Below are 25,413 nucleotides of genomic sequence, written 5' to 3'. Positions count from 1 at the left end.
CGCAAAGGGGCGGGGAGGCGCCCCATTGTACTGCTGCACCGCAACAGGCATCAGCCGGGCTGGGGGTAAATCAGTGTTCGATGGGTGGTGCTGCCGGCGTGGCCTGCTGGCCAAGCGCCGCCAAGGCCCGTCGGTATTTGTCACGCAGGCGCTCGGCGGTGGCGGCATCCAGCGATGCCAGCCGCGCTTCATCGGCATTGTCGGCGATGTCGGCCAGCTTGACCTTCAGTGCCAGCGGATCCGCCGAAATTCGTGCGTAGTACGTGTCGGCATCCGCCGCAGGCGTCCGGCTCAGCAGCCGGACCGCGTCCTGCAACGGGGCGGGAAAGGCCTGCACCTGCCCAGCGAAGGCCGGGCAGTCCTCGATCACATCATGCAGCCAGGCCACCGCCTCTGCTTCATCATCGCCGCGCACGGCAGCGGCCACCCGGCCAACGTGGCCGATGTAGGGGTGCCCTGCCTTGTCGACCTGGTCGGCATGGGCCTCCACCGCCAGCATGCGTGCACGTTCTACCCAGTCCATTGCGATCTCCCCGGTGCAAGCGTGTATTGTCGTACGGACTGTCTGCATGCCGCCACCACGGCCGTGCAGGCATCATCGGACGCTGCAGGAATGGCATCTGGATTCCATCAGGGAGATGAGACATGCAGGAATACACCCATCAGCTCGAACTACGCGGCCGCTTCCGTCTGGTAGCGGTGACCCACGAGCCGGTGTACGCTCCCGGCGATGTGGTCGGCCATGCGGTCATCGTCGACGGTGGGGAACGTCTGACCGACCTGATGTCGTTGGCCGATGCGCGCCGGTACCTTGAGGAACTGGTGCGGGAAGAGGGCGTGGAGCCCGGGCTGGAGAATGAAGTCAACCTGCGGAGGAAGGCGTCGCAGCGACGCCGCCGCTAAGCCGTCGCGCCCTCGGGCGCATCATGGAGGATTCGGGTGTTGTCCAGTAAGAAGTATCTGCTCATCGCCATCATCACGCTGGCGACCCTGCTGCTTGGGTTCGTGCTTTCCGGTTACCTGACGCTGCTGCTGCTTGGTCTGGATACCAAGTTGCTCACCTGGAATACCTATTACCAGTATTTCCACGCCCTCGGCCAGCCGCAGGTTGCCCCGTTCGTGGGCAAGATCAAGTGGGCCGGCTACCTCGGCTTCGGCCTGCCGCTGCTGGTGTTGGCCATCGTCGGCCTGGTCGTGCTGCTGAAGAAGGACAAGCGTTCGCTGCACGGTGACGCGCGCTTTGCCACCGGCGCCGATCTGGCCAAGCATGGCATGTTCAAGAAGAGCGGCCAGAGCATCGTGGTCGGCAGCCATGGCGGCAAGCTGGTGCGGCTGGACGGCCAGCAATTCGTGATCCTGGCGGCCCCGACCCGTTCGGGCAAGGGCGTCGGCGTGGTCATCCCGAACCTGCTGGAGTACGGCGAATCGCTGGTGGTGCTGGACATCAAGCAGGAAAACTTCGACCTGACCAGTGGTTGGCGCGCCAGCCAGGGGCAGGAGATCTACCTGTTCAACCCCTTCGCCGAAGATCGCCGCACCCATCGCTGGAACCCGCTCAGCTATGTCTCCGACGACCCGGCGTTCCGTGTCTCGGACCTGATGAGCATCGGTGCGATGCTGTATCCGGATGGCTCGGAAGACCAGAAGTTCTGGATCAGCCAGGCGCGCAATGCCTTCATCGCCTTCACCCTGTACCTGTTCGAGAACTGGGATGACGAGCGCAGCAGCGGCTTCCCAGGCGGGCAGGGCACGCCGACCCTGGGTGCGGTGTACCGCCTGTCCTCCGGCGATGGCAGTGACCTGAAGAAGTTCCTCAAGGGCCTGTCCGAGCGCCCATTCCTCAGCAGCAACGCGCGCTCGGCGTTTGCCAACATGCTGTCCCAGGCCGACGAGACCTTCGCCTCGATCCTGGGTACCTTCAAGGAACCGCTGAACCCCTGGATCAACCCGGTCCTGGACAAGGCCACCAGCACCAACGACTTCCTGCTCACCGACGTGCGCAAGAAGAAGATGACCATCTACATCGGCATCCAGCCCAACAAGCTGGCCGAAAGCCGATTGATCATCAACCTGTTCTTCAGTCAGCTGATCAACCTCAACACCAAGGAACTGCCCAAGTCCAATCCGGACCTGAAGTACCAGTGCCTGCTGTTGATGGACGAATTCACCTCGATCGGCAAGGTCGAAATCATCGCCTCGGCGGTGTCCTACATGGCCGGTTACAACGTGCGCCTGCTGCCGATCATCCAGAGCATGTCGCAGCTGGATGCCACCTATGGCCGCGAGGTCTCGCGCACGATCATCACCAACCATGCGCTGCAGATCCTGTACGCACCACGCGAGCAGCAGGACGCCAACGACTATTCGGACATGCTGGGTTACACCACCATCCGCAAGAAGAACGTCACCCACGCGCGCGAAAAGACCCACAGCTTCACCGAGGAGCGTCGCGCGCTGATGCTGCCGCAGGAGCTCAAGGCGATGGGGCCGGACAAGGAGGTGTTCCTGTACGAAGGCATCCCGCATCCGGTCAAGTGCGACAAGATTCGCTATTACAAGGACCGCTATTTCACGTCACGTCTACTGCCAAAGGTTGACGTGCCGATGCTTGATGTCTAAGTTGCAGACTTGAAAGTGTGACGCATGCACGCATTCATTGAGGTGAATTAGTGAAGCGCGTCAAAGAAACGCCATACGTTGGTCAAAATTCAGATTTGTCTGACATCGAATTGACGCGTAGTTGTGCGACTCTATGCGTGGCTTGCGGATCTGTGTGATTCGTCATGCTTTCAGAGTGGCCAGGAGTTTCAGCCATGGGAACAGGGATGGTTCCGACGTTGGTGAGGGTGCGTGAGAGGGGCCTCGGATGAGGTTGCTTCACGCGACTTGGTTGGCAGCTTTCGAGCTGCAGGGGAACCGTGCCCATGTGCTGTTAAGCAGTGCATTCGTTACGTTTCCGGCGTGCATCGCGCAGTGCCGGACGACCAAGGGACCAACATCGGGACTGCTTTTTCGTACGTCAAAGTGAAGCCCGTATGAATCAGGCGTTTATTGCAAAAATGTCCATCGCCGCAGTGGCGGCGTTGATGGTGGCAGGTTGTGCCACCAAGCCCGCACCCGACTTTGGAGGGCGTTGGAAGCCGGTCAACCGTTTCGCGACGGCTCCGACCGAGATTCCGCTGTACTCCAGCTACGTCTATCAGGCGTCGCCGATGGATCGCACGCTGAAGGCCATGCTCGAGCGCTGGGCCAAGGATTCCGGCCGTACGCTGGACTATCGCCTCAGTTCGGATTTCACCCTGTATGGCGCGGTGTCGGAGATCGACACCACCAACGCACAGCAGGCCGTGATCGATCTCACGGCGGCCTATGCGGCGCAGGGCGTTTCCGTCTCCATCGTCGGCAACCAGATCGTCGTGCAGAGCGCTGGATCGACGCCGACCGCGTCGGCCCAGGATCCTGAAGCCAGCAGCGGCAGCTGAGACCGCGTCGAAATCATCGAACGTGCCGCACCCCGCGCCTGGCGCAGGGGCGTCGCGCCCATTGATGTTTCAGCAGTACGGAAGAACCCATGTTCCGCAAGAAGGATGCAGGCAACAGCCCCAAGGTCGAGCAGTCGGTCGCCAAGGCGGTCAGCTACGAGATCACCGTGGCCGACATGGCCCGGCGCAGCGAGCGCCGTGCCTGGTGGGTCGCCACCGGTTCGTTGCTGATGTCGCTGGCGCTGGCCGGTGGCTACTACTACATGCTGCCGTTGAAGGAGAAGGTGCCGTTCCTGGTGATGGCTGATGCCTATACGGGTACGGCCACGGTTGCGCGCCTGCGCGGCACGTTCCAGGGCGAGACGATCACCACCAATGAAGCGGTCAATCGCAGCAACGTCGCCCAGTATGTGCTGGCGCGTGAGTCGTATGACTCGGCGGTGATGGGCCTGCGCGACTGGGAGCTGGTGTTTGTGATGTCAAGTGATCCTGTCGGCGCAAGCATGAAGCAGCGCTATGCCGGTAACAATCCGCAGAACCCGTTCGTGATGTACGGACGCGGCAAGGCGATCCGGGTCAAGATCCTGAGCATCACGCCCTTGGCCCAGCAGGCCAATGGTGGCTTCCGCGGCGCATCGGTACGCATACAGCGCAGCCTGCTGGACAAGCGCACGGGTGCTGCGACCTATCTGGATAACCAGCTGGTGACGATGCGTTTCCAGTACAACCAGAATCTTGCGCTGTCCGAGCAGGATCGCGTACTCAATCCGCTAGCTTTCCAGGTTACCGAGTATCGCGTCGATAACGATTACGCCCGTGGCGTGCCGGTGCCGGATGACAGTGCAATGCAGCAGCAGGCTCAGGATGCTGCCCAGCAGGCGCAGCTTGCCGCGCAACAGGCGCAGGGCATTTACGACCCGAACAATCCCGCAGCAGCCACCATGATCGATCCCGCAACTGGCCAGCCTGTGGCTGTACCGGCCAATGGTCAGATGCAGCCGGTACAGGGTCAATCCATTCAAGGTCAGCCGACTCAAGGGCAGGTAGTGCCTGGGCAGGCGATCCCAGCGCAGCCGGCCATGAGGCCGATGCAGAACAATTCCACCGGAAATGCTGATGGAGCAAGCAACCGATGAGTAGTCGAAAAGTCAGAGGGAGCGCATTGGCGCTGCTGTCATTGCTGTCGCTGGTGTTTTCCACCTCGGCGATGGCACAGGCGGTGGACCATTACGAGTACGAGAAGGACCGCATCTACCCGGTGCGCACCGGCCTGGGTCTCACCACCCAGATCGAGCTGAGCCCGAACGAGAAAATCCTCGACTACAGCACCGGTTTCAGCAGTGGTTGGGAACTCACCCGTCGCGAGAATGTGTTCTACCTTAAACCCAAGAATGTCGACGTCGACACCAACATGATGGTGCGCACTGAGACCCATTCGTACATCTTCGAGCTGAAGGTGGTGGCCACTGACTGGCGCCAGCTGGAGCAGGCGCGTCGTTCCGGCGTGCAGTACAAGATCGCCTTTATCTACCCGAATGACACAGTGTTCGGCGTCGCGCAGGAGGCGGTGGAGGAAGAAGCCCAGCCGTTGCTCAGTACGGAGCTGGCCAAGGATCGCCAGTACAACTTCAACTACTCCTATTCGACCAGCAAGGCGAAGAAGATGGGGTGGTTGATTCCGGTCAACGCGTACGACGATGGGAGTTTCACCTACCTGAAACTGCCGAATTCTCCCGAATACAAGACGGGCATCTTCCCGGCCGTATTCGGTCGCGAGAAAGAGTACGGCGAGGACTTCGTGGTCAACACCACAGTTGAGGGCAATACGCTGATCGTGCACGGGACCTACCCGTACCTGGTCATCCGCCATGGCGACTTTGTCGTCGGCCTGCGAAGGAACGTGAAGAAATGAGCCAGCAGAACACTCCGGACAACGATCCAAATCCGTCTCCGTACGGTCAGGGCCCTGCGGGTCATGAACCGTCGACGAATCCTTATTACGGGACCGCGCAGTCCGAAACCACGCCCGATCTGGATGCCAGCGCTCCGCAGCTCCGCTCGGCTGAAGAGCAGCGCCTGAACCGTAAGGCACTGTTGTTCCTGGGCGGCATCTTGCTGCTGTTGTTGGCCATGGGTTTCCTGCTGCTGCGCAAAGGCCAGGATGACGAGGCCGACGCCAAGGCACCACCGCAGGTGGCACGCTCAAGCACTCCGGATCTGCCGAACATGGCGCCGCCTGTCATTCCTTCTGCTGCGCAGGAGACCGCTGAGCCGATTCCGATGCTTCCACCGCCGCCGAAGGAAGCCATTGGCCCCACCTACATTCCACGTGCCGAACCCGAACGTGACATCCAGCGCGGTCCCAGCCTGCTGGACCGTCGCATCGCCGGCAGTGGAGGCGTCGGTACCGGTGACGCTTCGGGTCAAGGCGCAGCCGCGGGCAACGACGATCCTTATCTGCAGGCAACGTTGGCTGCATTGCAGGCTCAGAACGGCAACGCAACGCCGGCCAAAGTGCGTCGCGGTCCGGACGTGGAAGACGTCTCCAACGCTTCCTATATCCGCAGCCCCGATGCGTTGCTGGTGCGTGGCACTTATCTACGCTGCGTGCTTGAGACCCGCATTATTACCGACCTGGCTGGCTATACCTCCTGCCTGCTCACCGAGCCGGTCTATTCCATCAACGGCCGTACCCTGCTGTTGCCCAAGGGCTCCAAGATCTATGGTGCCTATGGTGGCGGTCCGGCCGGAAAGCGCGTGGAAGTCATTTGGGATCGGATCACGACTCCGAATGGTTTGGACGTCGCTATGTCCAGCCCGGGCGTAGATGGCTTGGGTGGTGCGGGTCACCCGGGGCAGTACAGCGCGCACTGGGGTGCACGTATCGCTTCGGCACTGATGATCAGTCTGGTCGCGGATGCATTCAAATACGCTGCTGCCGAGCATGGTCCGGAAACGACCACCGTGGCCAACAACGGCATGACCATCCAGTCGCCATATGAAAGCGCTACCGCACGTACCATGGAGCGTCTGGCCAACGAGGCGCTCACCAGCGGCCGTCGTCCGCCGACAGTCACTATCAATCAAGGCACGATCGTGAACGTCTACGTCGCAAAAGACGTCGACTTCACCAGCGTGCTGAACGCCCGCAGGTAATCCAAGAGCGACCATGGACGCCGAAGTGTCACCTCTCGCCCTCGTCTCCAGCGACTTCCTGCGCTATCAGTACGAAGTGCTGGGCATCGCCGAGTACATGACTTCACCTGAAGTGACGGAAATCTGCATCAACCGTCCGGGTGAGCTGTACCTGGAGACGCGGGCAGGGTGGCAGCGGGTGGATGTGCCAAGCCTGACGTTCGAACGCGCGCGGCAGTTCTGTACCGCGGTGGTCAACGAAAGCAACACGGGCCAACGCATCACCGATGCCGATCCGGTGGTGTCGCTCACGTTCCCAACCGGGCAGCGTGCTCAGTTCGTGATCCCGCCGGCGTGCGATGCTGGCAAGGTGTCGATCACCATCCGCCTGCCATCCAAGCACACCAAGTCGCTGACGCAGTACCACGAGGATGGCTTCTTCAACCAGATCCTTGAGCAGGATGGAAGCCTCAGTGAGCAGGATCGCGAATTGCTTGAATTGCGGCAGCAGCGTGAATACGCCGAGTTCTTCCGTCGCGCGGTGATGTATCGCAAAAATATCGTTGTGTCCGGAGCCACCGGCAGCGGCAAAACTACCTTCATGAAGGCGCTGGTCAATCACATTCCCGATAGCGAGCGCTTGGTCACCATCGAGGACGCGCGCGAACTGTTCCTGACCCAGCCCAATGTGGTGCATCTGCTGTACTCCAAGGGTGGACAGAGCACCAGCAACGTCAGTGCTAAGAGCTGCATGGAAGCGTGTCTGCGCATGAAACCTGAGCGGATCATCCTTGCTGAGTTGCGTGGTGATGAAGCGTTCTACTTCATCCGAAACTGCGCCTCAGGTCACCCCGGCTCGATCACCAGTTGCCATGCCGGCAGCCCGGAACAGACTTGGGACCAGCTGGCGCTGATGGTGAAAGCATCTACTGAAGGGTCGGGTCTGGAATTCAATGTCATCAAGCGCCTGCTGATGATGACCATTGACATCGTCGTGCATATCAAGGCGCACGCAGGCTCGCGCTATATCACCGGTATCGATTTCAATCCTGGGCGTGCCCAGGGGCAGGAGGGCTGAACAATGCTGCCAGGACTGGAAATGATGGCGTGCCCGGAAATGGCCGTCTCGATGGACGTGATGCAGCACGTCATCAACGTGGAATCCTCGAGCAACCCCTACGCCATCGGCGTGGTAGGTGGTGCCTTGGTGCGTCAGCCCAAGGCCCTCGACGAGGCCTTGGCTACCGTTCGCATGCTTGAAGAGAAGGGCTACAACTTCTCCATCGGCCTGGCCCAGGTCAATCGCTACAATCTGGCCAAGTACGGTCTGGACTCGTACGAAAAAGCCTTCCAGCAATGCCCGAATCTGCAGGCAGGCTCACGCATCCTCGCTGAGTGTTACAAGCGCTCAGGCAAGGATTGGGGCAAATCTTTCAGTTGCTATTACTCGGGCAACTTCGAAACCGGCTTCCGCCACGGCTATGTGCAGAAAGTCTATGACTCGATCCGTCGTGGGCAGCAGGTTGCTTCCAATGGCGTGGCACCCATCGACGTCGTAACCCGTGGCGAGCGGCGTACCGTCAAGGTCGAGCACCATCCACAGCTCGCATCACCGGCACAGGCGAGAATCGTCGCCCAGGCCAATGGTGCCGTCTATGTGCCGTCCAACGACCCGGCGCGCGCCTATACCGTTTATCCGTCTACCGGTGCGATGGCGCGCGGGAGTCTGGTCAATCTTGCCGACCAGGCATTGTCGCGGGTCGTGCTGGGCTCAGTCGACCGCATGATGCAGCCGCTGGCGCAGCCGGAGAGCGCCTACCCGCAGCAGCAGGGCTACCCGCAGCAGACTGCTGCAGCACAGGCTGGTCAACCGCAGAAGATGCCACAGCATCTGCCCGGCGCAACGGCCGGTGGCGGAGAAAGCCCAGTCATGCTCCAGCGGTGGGGCGAGCAGAAGACGCCCGCCGCGGCCGCCAACAACATGTACAACGCGCCGGCGCAGCCCATGCCCGCGCAACAGATTCCCCCAGGGGATGCGGCCTTCGTGTTCTGACGAAGTCGTGGTACGACCGGTCCCCCGGCTGGTCGATTCAGCTGTGTTAGTCCATCAACAAGGAAATCAATCCATGAAGCGATTCAATCTCGACCTCGTCCAGGCCCAGCGTACGCTGAAGACCATGCTGATGGCCGTCGCATTCGCTGGCGCTGTATTTGCTCCGCAGGCCTTGGCAGGCGGCCCTGACTTCGGTGGTACCGACGGCAAGGTCTGCGGCTTCTTCACCAACATCAATGGCCTGCTGAACATGGCCTCGATCGCAGTCGTGACGATCGCCGTTATCTTTGCCGGCTACCAGATCGCCTTTGCCCACAAGCGCATTGGTGATGTCGCCCCGATCCTGATCGGCGGCGTGTTGATCGGCGCTGCGGGCCAGATTGCGCGCATGCTGCTCGGCAAGGAAGCGGGCAACTGCGACAACGTTGGCGGTGGCACAGAGGGTGCTGGTATGGCGTTTGAAATGATCAAACACGCCGTTCAGTACTACAGTGCATAAGAACGTTCTGTTCCGGGGGTGCACGCGCCCAGCGATGTTCCTGGGCGTGCCTTACCTGCCATTTTTCATGGTGGCAGGTGGGTTGTTGCTCCTCAGTATGTATACCAACTTCTGGTTCCTGCTGACCATCCCTGTGGCCGTTTTCATCATGCGTCAAATGGCCAAGCGTGACGAGATGATCTTCCGGTTGCTGGGGCTGCGGCTGATGTTCAAGCTACGGGTCCGCAATGTGCAGGAACACGATGGTATGTGGGTGTTCAACCCGAATCACTATCGCAACAAGCCAGCCCGAATGGATTGAGGGCCGGATCCGGCCGCGCGGGCGTCCATCGCCCGCGCGGTCAACTCCGAATTTTCGTCGGCAGTACCCTTTGGAAGCAGTCGTATGTTCAGTCCAGACACATCCATCAGCGAGTTCATTCCTCTGTCGTCGCATGTAGCCCCGAACGTGGTGAAAACCACCGGCGGCGATTACCTGCTGACCTGGCACTTGGAAGGGTTGCCGTTCGTGGGGCGGGAGGAATGGGAGCTCGAACATCGGCACAACACCTTTAATCGGTTGCTGCAGACGCTGCGCGCACCGGATTTCGTCAATGTTGCCTTCTGGGTGCATGACATCCGCCGCCGTCGCACCCTGAAGGGCAAGAGCTACTACAAGCAACGGTTCAACCAGGACGTGTCCGATCAGTACATGGGCATGCTTTCCTCCCAGCGCATCATGCAGAACGAGCTCTACCTGACGATGATTTATCGTCCGGTGGTCGCGGGTAAGCGCTTTGTTGAGAAGTCAGCGAACGTCGACAAGCTTCGCGCCGAGCAGGAGCAGGCCGTCGAGAAGCTGATGGAACTGGCGGGCAACGTCGAGGCGGTCATCCGCGACTACGCACCGTATCGCCTCGGCATGTACGAAGCCAAGAATGGCGTGGTGTTTTCCGAGACGCTTGAGCTGTTCGGCTATCTGATCAACCGCATCGACGAGCCGGTGCCGGTGCTGTCTGCGCCGGTGAAGGACTATTTGCCGGTCAGTCGGCACATGTTCTCAGCCAAAACCGGTGATTTCGTCATCAATACGCCGAACGGTGCCAACCACTTCGGTGCGATCCTGAATATCAAGGAGTATGCCGAGGGTACATACCCAGGCATTCTCAATGGGCTGAAGTACCTGGATTACGAGTACGTCATCACTCATTCGTTCAGCCCGATGGGGCGTCAGGACGCACTGAAGGTGCTGGACCGCACCAAGGGCATGATGATTTCCTCCGGTGACAAGGCGGTCAGTCAGATCGTCGAACTCGACCAGGCGATGGACCACCTGTCTTCGGGCAACTTCGTGCTGGGCGAGTACCACTTCATCATGGCGGTGTATGGCGACAGTCAGGCCAAGCTGTCGCAGAACGTGGCTACGACCCGTGCCGAACTGTCCAATGCCGGCTTCGTGTCCACCAAGGAAGACCTTGCGGTCACCTCTTCGTTCTATTCACAGTTGCCGGCCAACTGGCGCTTCCGTACCCGCCTTGCGAACGTGAGCTCGCTGAACTTTCTGGGCTTGGCGCCGCTGCACAATTTTGCCACCGGCAAGCAGCACAACAATCCGTGGGGCGATTGCGTCACCACGTTGCAGACGACCAACGGCCAGCCGTACTACTTCAACTTCCATGCCACCCACCCGTCGGAAAATTCGCTGGGTGAGAAGGCGATCGCCAACACAATGGTGATCGGTAAGTCAGGTACCGGTAAGACTGCGCTGATCAACTTCCTGCTCAGCCAGGTGCAGAAGTACGAGCCGTCGCCGACCATCTTCTTCTTCGACAAGGACCGAGGTGCGGAGATCTTCGTGCGCGCCTGTGGTGGCAACTACCTGGCCCTCGAGAACGGTGCGCCGACCGGCTTCAACCCGTTCCAGTGTGAGAACAACGAAGGCAACGTGCAGTTCCTGGCGGACCTGATCAAGGTGCTGGCCGGCAAGCGCGAGTACAGCGCCCGCGAGGAAGAGGACATCTATCGCGCGGTGGAGAGCATGCTCGACACGCCGATGCACCTGCGCAGCATGACCAATTTCCAGAAGAGCCTGCCCAATATGGGCGACGATGGTCTGTACGCGCGCATGCGCCGCTGGACCTCGGGCAATTCGCTGGGTTGGGTGTTCGACAATCCGGTCGATACCGTGGATCTGAGCAAGGCCAACATCATCGGTTTCGATTACACCGACATCATCGACAACCCTGAAGTGCGCGTGCCGGTCATCAATTACCTGCTGCACCGACTGGAGTCGCTGATCGACGGTCGCCCGTTGATCTACGTGATGGACGAGTTCTGGAAGATCCTGGACGGTGAGGGTGGTTTGAAGGAGTTCGCCAAGAACAAGCAGAAGACCATCCGAAAGCAGAATGGTATGGGTATCTTTGCGACACAGAGTCCGGAGGATGCGCTGAAGAGCGATATCTCCGCCGCGCTGATCGAACAGACTGCCACCTTGATCCTGCTGCCGAACCCGAATGCCAGCAAGAGCGACTACATGGAGGGCCTGAAGCTGACCGAGGCCGAGTTCAAGGTGGTCACCGCGCTGGACGAGCGCTCGCGCTGCTTCCTGGTCAAGCAGGGTCACGCTTCGAGCGTGTGTCAGCTCAACCTGCGCGGCATGGATGACATCCTGTCGGTGATCTCGGCGTCGACCGACAACATCGACATCATGCACCGCGTGCTGCAGACAGCAGCGGTACGCGCCCGCGTCACTGTGGACGAGTTGACCCCAGAGCAGTGGCTGGAAGATTTCTACAAGAATCGAAAAGGCTCGGGCAAGGCCAAGTTGCCTGCCGAAACCGATGCTGCCTGACGGTCGAAGAACAAGGATGACAATGATGACTTCCATTCCCGTGGAGAACGACATGAACAACGCGACCCACACCCGCAAATCCGGCCGCAGCCTGCGCCAGAAGCGCTTGGCTGCGATCCTGCTGGGCAGCATGGCGGTGTTTTCGAGCACTCCAGCCGGCGCCAGTGGCTGGCCGGTATTCGACCTGAGCGGCCTGCTCCAGGCTCTCAAGGAGTTCGCGCAGAACAAGGAGCAACTCGCCGCAGATGCGGTGGAGTACGGCGAGCAGGTATCGCGATGGAATCGCACCTTGCAGGAATACCGCGATGCGTTGGTCAAGATTCAAGGTCTGATCAACAACTTTGGTTTGCCGCCCGGGGCAACACTCGAGCGTGTTCCAGATGACTACATGGTTGCTGAAGTCTGCCGTACTTCGGCAAGCTTCAGCGCAGGAAGCCTACTGAAGAAGTTCGTCCTCGACACCTCTGGCGATCTGTATGCGCAGCAGCAGCAGCTCTGCGTGAACATTCAGATGATGGAGAACCGTAAGCGCAACGAGACGGTCGAGTTCCTTGAAAAGACTATCCCCAGCATCAATTCGACACTGGGCGAGATCATGGGATGGCGCTTTGGTGCGGGCGGAAATGAGGCAGGCACCGTGTCTGCGGTGAACAGCGACTCGCTGCGTACGGCGAACGACATCGCCAAGCTGCAACAGGAATGGGAGGCCCGTATGCGGTCCTACGACGCCTATGAGGAATCAATGAAAGCAAATCAGCGCGTGTTGGCGCGAGTGGCCTTGAAGGGCAAGCCGGGTGTGATATCGCAGCTGGTCAAGACCGCTGCACTGAAGGGTGCATTGAGCATCGACTGACGTCACTCGGGGCAGGTGCAAAATGCACCTGCTCCATGAAGTTGTCCGGTAGGGATACATCAAGGGATTGCGGAAATGATCAGGTCGATTGCCAATTTTGACTTCAATGGCGGATTCCAGGATTTGATGGGGCACGTGGCGCGTGTCCAGTCGATCGGGGATTTCGTGTTCTTCAAGTTCATCTTCGACTTCCTGCGAAGCAAGATAAACAAGTTCGGCATCGACATGATGGGGCACATGATGCAGTGGGTCGGCGGCATCGCCCTCACACTCATGACGCTCTGGGTGCTGGTGCAAGGATTCCGCATCGTGACCGGTCGCAGCCGCGATTCCATGATGGTGTTGGTGACCAACATGGCCCGCGCGGCGTTGATCGTCAGTGTGGCCACCACGATGGGGATGTTCGGCACCAACCTGCATCGCTTCCTCACCCACGACGTCAAGGAAGAGATTACCCAGGTCGTTACTGGCTCCAACGAGTCGCCCGAAGAGCAGATCGACAAGAGTCTGGCATGGATGCAGGTTGCCCTTTCCAGTATTGATGCTATCCAGATCATGAATGACGGGGAGCTGCTTGAGGACAAGAAGCGGGCGCTGTTCTTCATCGGCATGGGCACCGCTGGCCCAGCCATCACTGCTGGCGCGATGCTGATGCTGTATGAAATCGCCATGGCGCTGTTCATTGGCTTCGGTCCGCTGTTCATCCTCTGCCTGCTGTTTGATCAGACCAAACAACTGTTCCAACGCTGGCTCTTCTACGGGATCGGCACGATGTTCTCCATGGCCGTACTTGCTGCCATGGTCTCCATTGCGCTGGACATGGTGGTGCGTGTGGCCGCGACATTCTGGACGACCGCATTGGTACAGGAGTTCATCCTCAAGGAAAGCATGTCCGACGGCATGACCAGTCAGGCAATGCAGCAGGGTGGCATGGGTCTGATCCTCACCGCGTTGATCCTGACTACACCCCCAATGGCGGCGATGTTCTTCCAGGGCACGCTGGGCACCTTCATGGCATATTCGCAGATAGGTGGCGGCGCCAGTGCCTCGCCGAGTGCCGATGGTCGTCCGCCGGGTATGTCGGCGCCGCCGCCGACGGCCCCAGAGTCGTCTTCTGGCTCAAACTCCCATGGTCAGCAATCGGTGATGGGTAAGATGTTTGATGGTACCGGAGGCCCGGGTTCAGCAATTCCCGGTCAGCGCGGTGCGGCAAATCCGAATCATGGAAACTAGAGATTCAGCTGATGAACCTAACCGCCTCCTTGAAGCATCTGTGTCTATCCTTGGTCCTGCTGGGCTCTGTACACATAAGTTCGGCGTTCGCTGAAGGGCGCTGCCCTCCTGGTCAGTACCCGATTGGCGACCAAGGCGTTGGTGGTTGCGCTCCCATACCAGGCGCAGGACAAAGCGCCCCTGAGGAGAATCCCGGGCATTGGGTCAAGACATGGGGTGCTGTCGCCAGCTCCCCTAGTGGAGATGCAGGTTCAGCTACTGGGCATCAGGCTAAGGCTTCGGCAGAGCGCCAAGCCGTCGAGCGATGCCGGCAAGGCGGAGCTACGGACTGCACAGTCGTTTTTACCTACTACAACCAGTGCTATGCGGTTGTCCGGGCTGCACGACCGGAGAATGGTATGAGGTTCAACACCGGCGCCACGAAAGAACAGGCGCAGGAGCGGGCAGTGAAGGATTGCAAGGGCTTGGGAAGTCAGGAATGCTCTGTTTTCCACTCGGACTGCACCAAGCCTTTCTTTCAGGAGGGCTGAACGGGCGAATTTTGCTGCCTCCGGTTCTTTGAAATTCGCTCGAAGTACTGCGGAGGGCTTCAAGAAGAATTGCGGGCGCGGAGCATCAGGTTAAAGGGTGATCAAAAGCGATGTTGGGAGAGTCTTGGCAATGGCCGACTTCACGCCTTTGAGCGGTACTGCAATTTCTTTGGCCTTGACGCTGGCGTTTGCCGTTCTCGTCGTTACCGGTAATGCGAATGCCGAGGGCCGATGCCCAGCCGGCCAGTACCCCATCGGCGATCAAGGAGTCGGCGGATGTGCTCCGATTCCCGGGGCCGGGGGAGCCGCCCGTGAGCCGGAACCCGCTGCGCAGTGGCATAAAGACGTGGGGCGCCATTGCTTCCTCGCCGAGTACGTCTGAAGCAGGTGTTGCGACAGGGAAGGCGACGAAAGAGGACGCGGAGCGTGTTGCTCTGGAGGGATGCGGCATGCACGCTGCTCGCGATTGCAGAATACTCATCGCATACAGAAACCAGTGCGCAGCCTGGGTGGTTCCTCACAACAAAAGCAATGGCGCGCGTAGTGGCGCTGCGAGCGGGCACGACATGAAGGAAGCCATCGTGCAGGCGCAGAAGATCTGCATCGATCCTGCAGGGACGCAATGCAAGATCGCCTACTCAGCGGGTTCTGAGCCGGTCTATGAGGCGTTGTAGCGACAACGCCCGCAACCAGCAGTGCTCCAGAACGTGTTGACTCCTCACGACAAGAGCAGGCTTGGCGCTGCCGACGTGTAGTTGATATTGGCGGGAAAGGCGTCTATCTGATTGTCCGTAGTGTGTTGTGATCAGGTCGCCTGTCAATTGAGTGATTTAATCCGATCAAGCCTGCGCTGATGCACATTTTGACGCGATTGACCTTGAGTCTTCAGTGTCACTTCGAGAACATAGCCCTTGCCGTGCGTTCCGCTTGCGATCGCCGAGCTCTCCAATGATCAGGCACTCGGCGGGCTTGGGCCTCTGCAACGCCTTCCCGATCCGGGTGGCATGTGTGGATAGCGATCGTCTGCTCAGGTCGTACCACCCCTCGAACTGGGCAGCAAAGCAATGGGTGTCACCATGAAACGTATCCACCATGCTTTCCTCCTGTGCCTGCTGATGGCAGGCCTGCTGCCGTTCAGTGCATTGGCTGAAGGCAATTGCCCCGCGGGCATGTATCCGATAGGTGGCCAAGGTGTACAGGGTTGCGCGCCCATCCCCGTGAGCAGTACAGGTTCGCCGTACAACAATCGCCCCAACTGGGCGCAGACCGTGCGCGGCGTGGCGATGGATGCTCGCGGCGACACGTTCATCAGCAATTCGATGCGTTCGCGGGGCAAGGCCAAGCGCGCGTCCATGAAGGAGTGCAGGGAATTCGGCAAGGGCGAATGCACGTTGGCGACCCTGTTCCAGGCGCAGTGCGTGGCGGTCGCCCACGCGGGGCTGGGGACTGAAACCACGAGCGTCGTCGCAGCCATGTCCGAACAGGGTGCGGTCATTGTCGCGATGCAGCAATGCAGCGCGAAGGCCGCATGGAGGCAGATGCCACAGGATCAATGCAGGATCTCCAACACGGCCTGCACGGCGGATCTGTTCATCAGGTAGGGCACCATTCACGTTAAGCCCAGTTTTTATGTGATCAATTCCGCTTTTCGCTTCTCCCGACCTTCGACGCGGCAAAGCTCCTCGCGGTAAGCTCCCCGCGCGTCATAAAAATGACGCGCCAGTGCCACCGAACGCAGGAGCTTTTCCGTCCAATGAGGACTCTGTCCGCCCGTCCGACGGGTGACGCTTGCCACTATCGCGGCCACGCCGTGCGCGGGGCTATGATCCGCATCTGCGCAGGCGCGGGCGAGCCGGGACACCGCGTTCCGACCGGCCAGGGAGGCGGGCATCGGCAAGACGACATTGAAGGAGTGGGAGGGGATGGACGACAGGTTTGGCGCACACATGGACGATGCCTTGGCATTCGTTCCGTCCGGTGCGAACCTGCTGGAAGCCGTCAGGGGCGAGCTCAACGGCGATGGCATCGAGTACCAGCTGCTGGTCATCGACCAGCCGACGCCGGAAGGGCTGGTGCCCGGCCAGCACGGACCAAACCGGGTGCTGCTGTTGCTGCGCGGTGACGGGCGCGGGCGCTGGCAGCTGGCCGCGCGCAACGACAAGCTGGTGCCATGTTCCACCCGCGGTGGCCTGGCTGGCGACCCTTTTGCGTATGCAATGGTTGAGGAAGACACCTTCAGCGTGATCACCAACGGCGGCAGCCGCGAGCGCTGGAGCAGCACGTACCGGTTCCGTTACGCATCGGCGGACAAGGCGTGCTGGGTGGATGGGGTGAGACGCAAGGTCGTGGATATCGAGACCGAGGCGACCAACATCCGGGATTTCTCGGTGGCGGAACTGGGCAGGGTGCGGTTCGAGGACTTCGATCCGTCCAGTGTCGCCGAGGTGTCGCTTCCATGAGCCAAGCTCCAACCGGCGGAAAGGAATCCGCGCTGATGAACATCCAGGAGTTGCACTGTGTCGACCGATAGAGAGTCGCAACTGCTGCGGCAGGCGACGAAAGCCGGCATCGACTCCCCCCTTGAACTGGCCAATTTCATGGCCCAGGCAGGGCACGAGTCGCGCGGCCTGAGCCGGCTCAACGAGAGTTTCAACTATACCCGGGGCATCTCGCAGATCCCGGTCGAAGCGGCGTGGCGCAATGGCACCGAGGCGCTGGAGTCCGCGCGCCAGGAAGCCCTGCGAGGGCGTCCGGATGATCTGGCTGAGCTGATGTATGGCGGCCGGATGGGCAATGACGCGCCCGGAGATGCGCTCAAGTACCACGGGCGCGGTTATCTGCCGCTGACCGGCAAGGAAAGCTACGAGCGCGCCGGCAGTGCGCTGGATCTGGATCTGGTCAACCAGCCCGAGTTGGCATCGGAGCCGGAACACGCAGGTCGCATCGCGGTGTGGCAATGGCAGAACCGTGTGCCGGAACACGCGCGCGAGGACGTGCGCGAGGCTACGTATGCCATCAACGGTGCCGTCAACGGGGTGGAGGACCGGCTCAAGCGTTTCGAGGCGTGGCAGCAGAAGCTGACCCCGGACGTGATGGACCGGCTTGCCCGCGGCGAAGTGGGCGAACCTGCACAGTTGCCTGAGCGCGCGCGCGATATGTCCGATCCGGCCCATGCCGGCAACCGGTTGTTTACCGAGGCGCGGGGTCATCTGCAGCAGATGGGGCCGCAGAGTGGCCTGCGCAGCCAGCAGGAACTGGACAATACGGCCGCGGCCTTGGCGTTGAGCGCACAGAAGGCAGGGATGAGCCGTATCGATCACGTGGTGGCCGGTACCGACGGCAGGGCGCTGTTTGCGGTGCAGGGCGTCATGGGGGACCCGGCGATGCAGCGCTCGATGGTGCAGCGTGAGGCCGCTGCCCAGCTGCCGCTCGAGCAGAGCAGCCAGCAGTTGGCGGCCGAAGCCTCTTCCCGCCAGGAACAGACCGCTTCGGTCATCCGCGAGCAGGATCAGAATCGCCCGCGATCGCTGTAATCTGGGCACCGCCCGGCAGGTCGGAGACCGGCGGGCCCATCGCACGACACCGAGCACCCTCGGGTGCCTACATGGATCTCTTTGTAAGGACACAACATGCGAAACACTTTCCTGCGTTCCCAAGCGGCCCAGCGTGGCCGCGCTCCGGCACTGTGGCTGCTGCCGCTGGGACTGGCTGCCGCCATGGCCCACGCACAGCAGGCACCCGACGCCCCGGCGGCTCCCGCCGTCGAGGAGGCGGTGCCAGCACCGGTAGTGGCCGCGGCGGACGCGCAGACGCCCGCTAACGCCGCAACTGATGCCGTAGCTGCACTGGCTCCCGTCGCCGCGGCTGAGCCGGTGCCTGCCCTGGTAGCTGCACCTGTGCCGTCCATGCCCCCGGCGCCCGAACCCGCACCGCAGCCGCAACCGGCGACGGGCGTCGCTCCGGAAGCCGTCTCTGCCGAACCCGCGAGTGCACCGGCACCTGCGGCAGCAACGATGGCACCGCCGACCGACGTTGCCTCCACCAATGCTGCGCCTGTCGCAACGGCTCCTGTCGCAGCTCCTCCACCGGCTCCCGCGCAGGTGTCGGCCCCGGCACCCGCGGTCGCACAGGCGCCCGACACCGCGCCAGCCTCTGCGCCGGCCCCCGTCGCACCGCCGATCATCCCGTTGGCACCGATCATCCCGTTGGCACCAGACCAGGCCGCGGAGCGCCAGCTCGGTGCGCGCTGCCCGGTCGATCTGGCCGGTCGCCTGGCACCGCAGGGCGATCTGATGATCGGCGCCTGCCAGGGCGCGTTGCCGCCGCACCTGGCGGCGCTGCTGGTGGCCTTGCCTGAGCAGGACATCCACCTGCCGCGCAGCTGGCGCGAGCGTGAAGTGCGCCAGAAGGCGTGGTTCAAGGCCGTGGCCGGCGTGGGCCAGCGCCCGGACTTCATCGCCCGCCTGGGAGACATCTGGGTGCGTTCGTTTGAAGGCGCGGATGCGTCGACGACCACCTACCTGGTCTCGGCGCCGTTCGACTGTGCCGATGGCGCACTGCCAAACGAGAACACCGCAGAGCCCGTCCGACTCGCAGCCGGCAGTTGCGGGCAGGCCTACGTCCGCCAGCGCGTGTACCAGGTGGGCAGCGATGGCGTCCCGCAGGACATCACTGCAATGGCAATGCCGGCGGCACCGTCGATCGCCGAGGCCGATCGTGCCCGCCACCGCACCCGCGAAGGCAGGATCAGCCTGGACCACAGCAAGTTGCAGTACGGGCCGGCCATGCGCTGGTTCGTGCAGTACCCGGAATCACCGCAGAAGACCGGTCCGCACAGCTTCAGTGACTGGAACCGCGAACACCTGGCCTTCGTGGTCTGGAACGGCACCCGCTTCGAGCTGCGCGACACCGTAACGCGCGCGCAGTGGCCGTGTGATCCGGTGGCGCCGGGCGACAAGGCCTGCGGCGGCTTCCCGGACTCGGGCCCGGATGCGTACGTGCTGGCAGGGCCGGCGGCAAACCCGGCGGTTTCCAGCCCCTGATCGACCTCGGAAATGACGGGAGCCGGCAGTGCCGGCTCCCGTTTTCATTCCAGCAAGCGTCTCAGGCGTGCAGGCTGCGCTGGGTCGCCTGGGTCTGTTCCAGCTGCTGCTCGCGTGCCAGGGCTTGGCCGGCAGCCTGCTGCTCGATGCGCTGGCTGCTCTGCTCCAGCGGCGTGTTCATCGCGCGGGTGGTGTCGACGGACACGCGCAGATGGCCGGGGTCGCCGCCCTCACCCTGCAGGGCGAAGCTGCGTGACGCGTCGGCACTCATCAGTACCTCGTCGATCCGCTGTCCGCCGGCGGCATGCATTTCCGCAGCCAGCGAGCCTGCCAGTTGCGCGCTCATGCCATCGGGTGTGCGGCCGACGCGGGCGTCCTGTGCGTGCACGCCGCGCAGGGCATCATTGAACAAGGGGTTGCCGACGTGGCCGGCGTCGTCGATGCGCAGCATGCCGATCGGGCGGCCCTGCCTTTCGGCTTCACGGCGCGCGGGTTCGCCCGGTTCCAGGGGGCCACGCAGATGGTCGAAGAGATCCTTGACGCCGCCCGGCAGGCCGCGCGTACCGGTGGTGACGCCACTGCGCAGCAGCTCCATCTTGTCCCGGTACTCGTCGATCATCTTGACGTTGTCGCGTGCCAAGGCCTGCGTCTCCGGCCTGCCCAGCACCGAGTCTTCGCCGAGGAAATTGACCAGCTTGTGCGAACCGAGGGAGTTGGCGGCCGCGCCCAGTGCACTGTCGGGAATCAGGATGCGCAGACGGCTGTTGCTGAAGCCCCAGTCGCCCAGCGTGTCGATCTCCTGGGGCGTGGCGTATACGCGCACCTGGCCGAAGTGCGGCGAAGCGGCGCTGACCGGGTCGGCTGCCATGACGTGGTTGACAACGCTGGTGCCGCCTTCGGGAATGCGGTAGCCAAGACTGGCCGCGCCATAAGCGTTGAAGGTCTCGCCCTTCAGGTTGTAGTGGTGTGCGCTGATCTGGGCCAGCGCGCCGCCGAGCGAATGCCCGGTGACGGTGACCTCAGGTGCCTGGCCGAGGTCGCGTCCTTCCTTTGCAGCGTACGCGAGGGCGCGCTGGGTCAGTGCCAGCGCATCGGCGGCCTGCACGTTGTAGCGGGCGACCACCATGCCGCCATCGGCGAGGAGGCCATCGCGGGCGATCTGCTCGGTGCCGCGATGTGACACCACGATCTCCTGCGTGTCCACGCGCTGGTAGATCGTGCCTTGATAGCCATTGAAGCGGTTGCTGACGTGCTCGAGCACCTTGTAGTCATGCCCGTTGAGGGAGACATGCTCTTCCTGTCCGGGGGCGCGGCGACCGACTTTCAGGTCGCGATAGGCATCGTTGGACAGCGCGGCGTAGTCCTGGCTGCCGAGGGTCACGGCTGCACCTCATCGGCCGTCAAGGTGGCAGAGAACAGCGTGTCCTGCAGTTCCGGGCGGAACCGGCTGGCGTCCTTCTGGCCGGTAGCGCCATAGTCGGGCAGGTCCGCCACGCGTGGGTAGTCGCCCTGCGGATAATGGCGCGTCTCAGCCTGGCCTTTGACGAACGGATCGGCCTCGATGAAGGACAGGAAGCGCGTCTCGCCATCGGCGCCGGTCGCCTTCAACATCGCGCCGGCGCCACTGAAGGCCCAATGGCAGACGCCGCGGCCGTAGTAGTCCTCGTCGAGCATGCGGTCCAGGTAGACGGTGCCGCGGTACTCGTTGTCGGTGACCCTGCGCAGCGTCACCGGCTCCTGGCTGGTGATGCGGGCGGGAGCGCCGGTGGCGGGCTCGATGTACCCGCACTGCGCTTCGTTGCTGACATCGTACTGGGCAACGCCTTCGACCACGGCAAAGCTGCCCGGCGGGTTGTGCAGGCGCAGTACCAGTTCATAGGCTTTGCGCGGTGAGGGGTTGAGCTTGGCCAGGCCACGTCCTCCCTGGGCGACGTCGGACTCGGCGGAAGCAAGTTCCTGGTTCATGGCGGTCTCCGGGCTGCAGGCAATCAGTAGAAGCAAGGCAAGACACGGGGGGGATGTGCGGCGCACCGTCAGCCTCCGGTCGGAGGAGTGAGCGCGTTCGCGACGGGGCACGCTGCGGGCGACGAAAGTGCGCGCCGCGCTGGCGAGGAAAGACGGGCAATCACGGCATGTCTCCTTTCCTTGGTGACCACGATCCCGGACCCGGGAAGGCTAGATTGCGCGATTCTCGCGGCGGAAAAGTGAAATAGTCGAAATTTTGACGCTATCAAACTGGATTGGATGCAGCGAACTGTGATTCGTATCCGGATTTCACAGGTGGGGTACGGGCATCAGGCGCGGGCCGTTGCTTCCTCGATGCGGCATGATCAAGGTGCTTACTCCGTTCCGACGACGTGCCGACGATGCTCTCCATCCGCCCTGAACTGCCCGCAGACGCTGCTGGAATCCACTTCCTGACCGAGGCGGCCTTCCGTAACGCGCTGCACAGCAGCCACACCGAACACCACATCGTCGACGCATTGCGTGAGCGTGGCGAGCTGAGCATCTCGCTGGTGGCAGAGGATGCGGGCCAACTGGTGGGTCATGTCGCGCTGTCCCCGGTCAGCGTGCAGGACGACAGCCAGGGCTGGTTCGGGCTCGGGCCGATTTCGGTGCTGCCGCAGCAGCAGGGGCGCGGCGTGGGCACGGCATTGATGCGGGCCGCGATCGAGGCTCTGCGCAAGAGGGGCGCGCGCGGCTGCGTGCTGTTGGGCGAGCCGGCCTACTACGGGCGCTTCGGCTTCCGTGCCGTGCCGGATCTGGTACTACCCGGCGTGCCGGCGGCGTATTTCCAGGCCCTGTGCCTGCAGCCACCGATGGCACAGGGGGAGGTGCGTTACTCGCCGGCGTTCGACGTGGTTGCCTGACCGGGGAACGGCCGGCGTTCCAACCGCCGATCAGCCTGGATGGCGCAGGTGGATGAGGGGATACGGACGACCCTGCGAATCCACCGGCGAGCGTCCGGTTTCGATGAAACCCATGCGCCGATAGAAGCCCACGGCCTGCGCATTCTGCGCATTGACGTCGGTGGTCAGTTGCGGCTGCAGTGCCAGCGCATGCTGCAGCAGCTGGCGGCCGATACCGGTTCCGCGCACGTCGGGATCGATGAACAACGCTTCCATGTGCGAGCCGTCGATCAGCATGAAACCCTGCGGCTGGTCCTGGTCGCCGACGGCCACGACCATCGGGGCCTGTGGCAGGAAGCCGGCAACTTCAGCATCGATAGCCCGACGGTCTTCGGTACTGAGGAAATCATGGGTGGCGTCGACGGCGCGGCGCCAGAGATCGACGAGAGCGTCGCCATCGGTGGCGCGGGAGGGGCGCAGGGTGGTCATGGGCATGTCCAAGGTGCTTCGCAAGTGCACCCAAGTATAGCGGCCGGAATTGGAGGGGAAATGCCGTTTGGAGGCGGCCTGCGAGGCGCGGTCGACGTGGTCGCAGAGGCCTGCGCTACACTGCGGTCGCGCCGTACTGTTCGAATTCGAGAACCACCATGACCGACACCCTGGGCGTGCCCGTGCACGACGCCGACGAACACTGGATGCGCCACGCATTGGCATTGGCCGAACGTGCGCAACGCGAGTTTGACGAGATCCCGGTCGGTGCGGTGCTGGTGGGTGCCGACGGTCAGCTGCTGGGCGAGGGCTGGAACCTCAACATTGCCTCGCACGATCCCAGCGCGCATGCCGAGATCGTGGCCATGCGCGAGGGCGGGCGGATGCTGGCCAATCACCGCCTGATCGGCAGCACCCTGTATGTCACCCTGGAGCCGTGCGCGATGTGTGCGATGGCTATCGTGCACGCACGCGTGGCGCGCCTGGTCTACGGTGCCAGCGACCCCAAGACCGGCGCCTGCGGCAGCGTGTTCGATCTGGTCGCTGATGCCCGCCACAATCACCGGGTGGAGGTCCATGCCGGCGTGCTGGCCAAGGAAGCGGGCAACCGGCTGACCAACTACTTCAGGGCCAAGCGTGGCAAGCCGCCGCTGCTGCTGGAGGACCACGCTGGCGAGGGCTGAGTGGCGAAAGGGTATGATGGCCGCCACTTTCCATTACCGGCCGGCCTCGTGCCTGCCCAGCAACGAGGCGACACGATGGCAGAGAACGGCGCGGCCAACGAGCGGCTGATCTGGATCGACCTGGAAATGACCGGGTTGGATACCGACAACGATTCGATCATCGAGATCGCCACCGTGGTCACCGATGCCCAGCTCAACGTGCTGGCCGAGGGCCCGGAGTTCGCCATCCATCATCCGCTGGAAACGCTGGAAGCGATGGACGAGTGGAACCGCAACCAGCATCGTCGTTCGGGCCTGTGGCAGCGCGTCATCGACAGCACCACCACGCTTGGCCAGGCCGAAGCGCAGACCGTGGCCTTCCTGGCGCAGTGGATTCCGGCCGGCGTGTCACCGATGTCGGGCAACTCCATCTGCCAGGACCGCCGCTTCCTGCACCGGCAGATGCCGCGGCTGGAAAAGTACTTCCACTACCGCAACCTGGACGTGTCCACGGTGAAGGAACTGGCCAAGCGCTGGGCGCCAAGCGTGGCTGCGGGCGTGGGCAAGAACAGCAACCACACCGCACTGAGCGATGTGCACGATTCGATCAACGAGCTGCGCCACTACCGCCAGTTCATGGGCGCGCTGTCGGGGCTGCCGAGCCCGTGAGGGTTGGTGCCGGCCGCTGGCCGGCAATGGCCTGATCCCAGCCGGCGGCGCAGGGTTGTCGTCCAGCGGCCGGCACCACCCTGCGTTCAACTCCCTGGCGCTAAGATCGGCCGCATGAACGAGCCCATCCTGCTGCCCCGCGATATCGCCCACGACGCTGGTGACTGGTCTGACCTGCAGCGGTCGGTAGCACTGTTGGAAGCACCCACGATCACCGCGCGCATGGCCAACCTGGTCGGAACGCCGCTGGAGTTCGCGGTGAAGGCGCTTCCCACCTCGGTGTCCAACCGCATCCACGGTGCGGTGCAGGCGGCGCTGTCCAAATCCGTGCAGGCCGCGCTGTGGAGCATGGACAACACCCCTGGCAAGGGCGCCTCGACACGTTGGCACAAGCTGGCGGCGGCGACGTCCGGTGCGGTGGGTGGGGCGTTCGGTTTCGCTGCGCTGTTCATCGAGCTGCCGGTATCGACCACGATCATGATGCGCGCGGTAGCCGACGTCGCCCGCAGCGAAGGCTTCGATCTATCGCAGTTCAGCACCCGCCAGGCCTGCCTGGAGGTGTTCGCACTGGGTGGCAATTCGCCGCGCGACGATGCCAGCGAGACCGGCTACTACCTCGCCCGTGGTTTCACCACCGATGTCATGCGCCACCTCTCGGCCGAACTGGCCGGGCGCGTGGTGACCGGGCGCGACCTGACCCTGGGCGTGGCGCCGAAGGAAGCCGGCAAGCTGCTGGCCAAGCTGGTGGAAAAGGTCGCCGCCCGTTTCGGCGTGGTGGTCACCGAGAAGTTTGCCGCGCAGGCGGTACCAATCGTCGGTGCGGCGGCCGGCGCGACGCTCAACACCATGTTCACCGACTACTACCAGGACTTGGCCCGCGGCCATTTCATCGTGCGCCGGCTGGAGCTGAAGTACGGCGAAGAGGTCGTGCGCGCCTGCTACGACCGCATCGCACACGGCGGGGCGTTGATCGAGCCGACGTTGTAACGATGGGGTCGGAGCCCTTTCCTGCGGAAAGGGATCCGACCCCGACCGCCGCAGGGAAGGGCTGTGACCCTTGCCTGCCAGGCACAACTGTTTTGCG

The 25,413-nt window shown here is 62.5% G+C and carries 27 protein-coding genes; 23 read left to right on the top strand and 4 right to left on the bottom strand.

All coding sequences use genetic code 11. The features are described 5' to 3' along the window. Window positions 1-70 precede the first annotated feature (70 nt). Entirely contained in the window at window positions 71-523 is a 453-nt protein-coding gene (locus tag AC1DCU_RS00560; RefSeq protein WP_032976219.1) for a phosphohydrolase, read from the bottom strand. Between the two features lie 122 nt (window positions 524-645). On the opposite strand from AC1DCU_RS00560, the gene AC1DCU_RS00555 reads away from it, so the two are divergent. The 19 genes from AC1DCU_RS00555 (at window position 646) to AC1DCU_RS00465 (ending at window position 19,660) form a co-directional block, all read left to right on the top strand. Then, window positions 646-903 (top strand): hypothetical protein, encoded by a 258-nt coding sequence (locus AC1DCU_RS00555; RefSeq protein WP_025878723.1) that lies wholly within the window; start codon window positions 646-648, stop codon window positions 901-903. 36 nt (window positions 904-939) lie between these two features. Continuing rightward, window positions 940-2,619, top strand: a complete 1,680-nt coding sequence (locus AC1DCU_RS00550; RefSeq protein ID WP_032976218.1) for a type IV secretory system conjugative DNA transfer family protein — start codon at window positions 940-942, stop codon at window positions 2,617-2,619. Between the two features lie 416 nt (window positions 2,620-3,035). Next, window positions 3,036-3,482: a hypothetical protein gene (locus tag AC1DCU_RS00545; protein ID WP_025878721.1), complete on the top strand. Its 447-nt coding sequence runs from the start codon at window positions 3,036-3,038 to the stop codon at window positions 3,480-3,482. 89 nt (window positions 3,483-3,571) lie between these two features. After that, window positions 3,572-4,618, top strand: coding sequence for a VirB8 family type IV secretion system protein (locus AC1DCU_RS00540; RefSeq protein ID WP_032976216.1), 1,047 nt, complete (start codon window positions 3,572-3,574; stop codon window positions 4,616-4,618). Then, the gene (locus tag AC1DCU_RS00535) at window positions 4,615-5,394 is read left to right on the top strand and encodes a TrbG/VirB9 family P-type conjugative transfer protein (RefSeq protein WP_032976214.1); all 780 of its coding nucleotides are present in this window, start codon (window positions 4,615-4,617) and stop codon (window positions 5,392-5,394) included. The genes AC1DCU_RS00540 and AC1DCU_RS00535 overlap by 4 nt, the downstream gene beginning before the upstream one ends. Continuing rightward, window positions 5,391-6,638, top strand: a complete 1,248-nt coding sequence (locus AC1DCU_RS00530) for a TrbI/VirB10 family protein (protein ID WP_032976213.1) — start codon at window positions 5,391-5,393, stop codon at window positions 6,636-6,638. Before AC1DCU_RS00535 ends, AC1DCU_RS00530 begins: the two co-directional genes overlap by 4 nt. Before the next feature lie 13 nt (window positions 6,639-6,651). Beyond that, window positions 6,652-7,695: a P-type DNA transfer ATPase VirB11 gene (virB11, locus tag AC1DCU_RS00525; RefSeq protein ID WP_032976212.1), complete on the top strand. Its 1,044-nt coding sequence runs from the start codon at window positions 6,652-6,654 to the stop codon at window positions 7,693-7,695. Window positions 7,696-7,698: 3 nt separating this feature from the next. Next, entirely contained in the window at window positions 7,699-8,670 is a 972-nt protein-coding gene (locus tag AC1DCU_RS00520; protein WP_099784621.1) for a lytic transglycosylase domain-containing protein, read from the top strand. A 73-nt stretch (window positions 8,671-8,743) separates the two neighbouring features. Then, window positions 8,744-9,169, top strand: a complete 426-nt coding sequence (locus AC1DCU_RS00515; protein WP_032976210.1) for a TrbC/VirB2 family protein — start codon at window positions 8,744-8,746, stop codon at window positions 9,167-9,169. Then, window positions 9,162-9,470: a VirB3 family type IV secretion system protein gene (locus tag AC1DCU_RS00510; protein WP_032976209.1), complete on the top strand. Its 309-nt coding sequence runs from the start codon at window positions 9,162-9,164 to the stop codon at window positions 9,468-9,470. Before AC1DCU_RS00515 ends, AC1DCU_RS00510 begins: the two co-directional genes overlap by 8 nt. A gap of 84 nt (window positions 9,471-9,554) precedes the next feature. Next, entirely contained in the window at window positions 9,555-12,002 is a 2,448-nt protein-coding gene (locus tag AC1DCU_RS00505; protein WP_032976207.1) for a VirB4 family type IV secretion/conjugal transfer ATPase, read from the top strand. Between the two features lie 25 nt (window positions 12,003-12,027). After that, window positions 12,028-12,855 carry a hypothetical protein gene (locus AC1DCU_RS00500; RefSeq protein WP_051584992.1) on the top strand — a complete coding sequence of 276 codons (828 nt, stop codon included), beginning with the start codon at window positions 12,028-12,030 and terminating at the stop codon, window positions 12,853-12,855. A gap of 75 nt (window positions 12,856-12,930) precedes the next feature. Next, window positions 12,931-14,088, top strand: coding sequence for a TrbL/VirB6 family protein (locus AC1DCU_RS00495; RefSeq protein WP_032976206.1), 1,158 nt, complete (start codon window positions 12,931-12,933; stop codon window positions 14,086-14,088). An 11-nt stretch (window positions 14,089-14,099) separates the two neighbouring features. After that, complete coding sequence (locus AC1DCU_RS00490) at window positions 14,100-14,618, top strand: DUF4189 domain-containing protein (protein WP_442251186.1); 519 nt, start codon at window positions 14,100-14,102, stop codon at window positions 14,616-14,618. A gap of 212 nt (window positions 14,619-14,830) precedes the next feature. After that, entirely contained in the window at window positions 14,831-15,292 is a 462-nt protein-coding gene (locus tag AC1DCU_RS00485) for a DUF4189 domain-containing protein (protein ID WP_081794558.1), read from the top strand. 402 nt (window positions 15,293-15,694) lie between these two features. After that, complete coding sequence (locus AC1DCU_RS00480) at window positions 15,695-16,219, top strand: DUF4189 domain-containing protein (RefSeq protein WP_282280517.1); 525 nt, start codon at window positions 15,695-15,697, stop codon at window positions 16,217-16,219. Window positions 16,220-16,540: 321 nt separating this feature from the next. After that, a complete protein-coding gene (locus AC1DCU_RS00475) occupies window positions 16,541-17,077 on the top strand; it encodes a hypothetical protein (protein ID WP_032952144.1) in 537 nt (178 codons plus the stop codon). A 57-nt stretch (window positions 17,078-17,134) separates the two neighbouring features. Continuing rightward, on the top strand, window positions 17,135-18,151 hold the full coding sequence (locus AC1DCU_RS00470) for an XVIPCD domain-containing protein (protein ID WP_442251187.1): 1,017 nt from the start codon (window positions 17,135-17,137) through the stop codon (window positions 18,149-18,151). Between the two features lie 654 nt (window positions 18,152-18,805). After that, complete coding sequence (locus tag AC1DCU_RS00465; RefSeq protein WP_235189943.1) at window positions 18,806-19,660, top strand: hypothetical protein; 855 nt, start codon at window positions 18,806-18,808, stop codon at window positions 19,658-19,660. A gap of 61 nt (window positions 19,661-19,721) precedes the next feature. On the opposite strand, the gene AC1DCU_RS00460 is transcribed toward AC1DCU_RS00465, so the two are convergent. Both AC1DCU_RS00460 and AC1DCU_RS00455 read right to left on the bottom strand, forming a co-directional pair. Then, window positions 19,722-21,041: an XVIPCD domain-containing protein gene (locus AC1DCU_RS00460; protein WP_032976202.1), complete on the bottom strand. Its 1,320-nt coding sequence runs from the start codon at window positions 21,039-21,041 to the stop codon at window positions 19,722-19,724. Continuing rightward, window positions 21,038-21,691: a hypothetical protein gene (locus AC1DCU_RS00455; RefSeq protein ID WP_442251188.1), complete on the bottom strand. Its 654-nt coding sequence runs from the start codon at window positions 21,689-21,691 to the stop codon at window positions 21,038-21,040. Before AC1DCU_RS00455 ends, AC1DCU_RS00460 begins: the two co-directional genes overlap by 4 nt. 335 nt (window positions 21,692-22,026) lie before the next feature. Here AC1DCU_RS00455 and AC1DCU_RS00450 point away from each other — a divergent pair, with 335 nt between their 5' ends. Then, window positions 22,027-22,530 (top strand): GNAT family N-acetyltransferase, encoded by a 504-nt coding sequence (locus AC1DCU_RS00450; protein ID WP_032976200.1) that lies wholly within the window; start codon window positions 22,027-22,029, stop codon window positions 22,528-22,530. Window positions 22,531-22,560: 30 nt separating this feature from the next. On the opposite strand, the gene AC1DCU_RS00445 is transcribed toward AC1DCU_RS00450, so the two are convergent. Beyond that, window positions 22,561-22,998: an acetyltransferase gene (locus AC1DCU_RS00445; RefSeq protein ID WP_032976321.1), complete on the bottom strand. Its 438-nt coding sequence runs from the start codon at window positions 22,996-22,998 to the stop codon at window positions 22,561-22,563. A 158-nt stretch (window positions 22,999-23,156) separates the two neighbouring features. Between AC1DCU_RS00445 and tadA the strand changes: the two genes are divergently transcribed. The 3 genes from tadA (at window position 23,157) to AC1DCU_RS00430 (ending at window position 25,316) form a co-directional block, all read left to right on the top strand. Then, window positions 23,157-23,681, top strand: a complete 525-nt coding sequence (gene tadA, locus AC1DCU_RS00440; RefSeq protein WP_032976199.1) for a tRNA adenosine(34) deaminase TadA — start codon at window positions 23,157-23,159, stop codon at window positions 23,679-23,681. A 75-nt stretch (window positions 23,682-23,756) separates the two neighbouring features. Continuing rightward, entirely contained in the window at window positions 23,757-24,329 is a 573-nt protein-coding gene (orn, locus tag AC1DCU_RS00435) for an oligoribonuclease (protein WP_025879267.1), read from the top strand. A gap of 114 nt (window positions 24,330-24,443) precedes the next feature. Then, window positions 24,444-25,316, top strand: coding sequence for an EcsC family protein (locus AC1DCU_RS00430; RefSeq protein ID WP_442251190.1), 873 nt, complete (start codon window positions 24,444-24,446; stop codon window positions 25,314-25,316). Window positions 25,317-25,413: the final 97 nt, after the last annotated feature.

The organism is Stenotrophomonas sp. 10L48, assembly GCF_056395105.1.
This window is presented reverse-complemented; position numbering and strand designations above follow the sequence as displayed.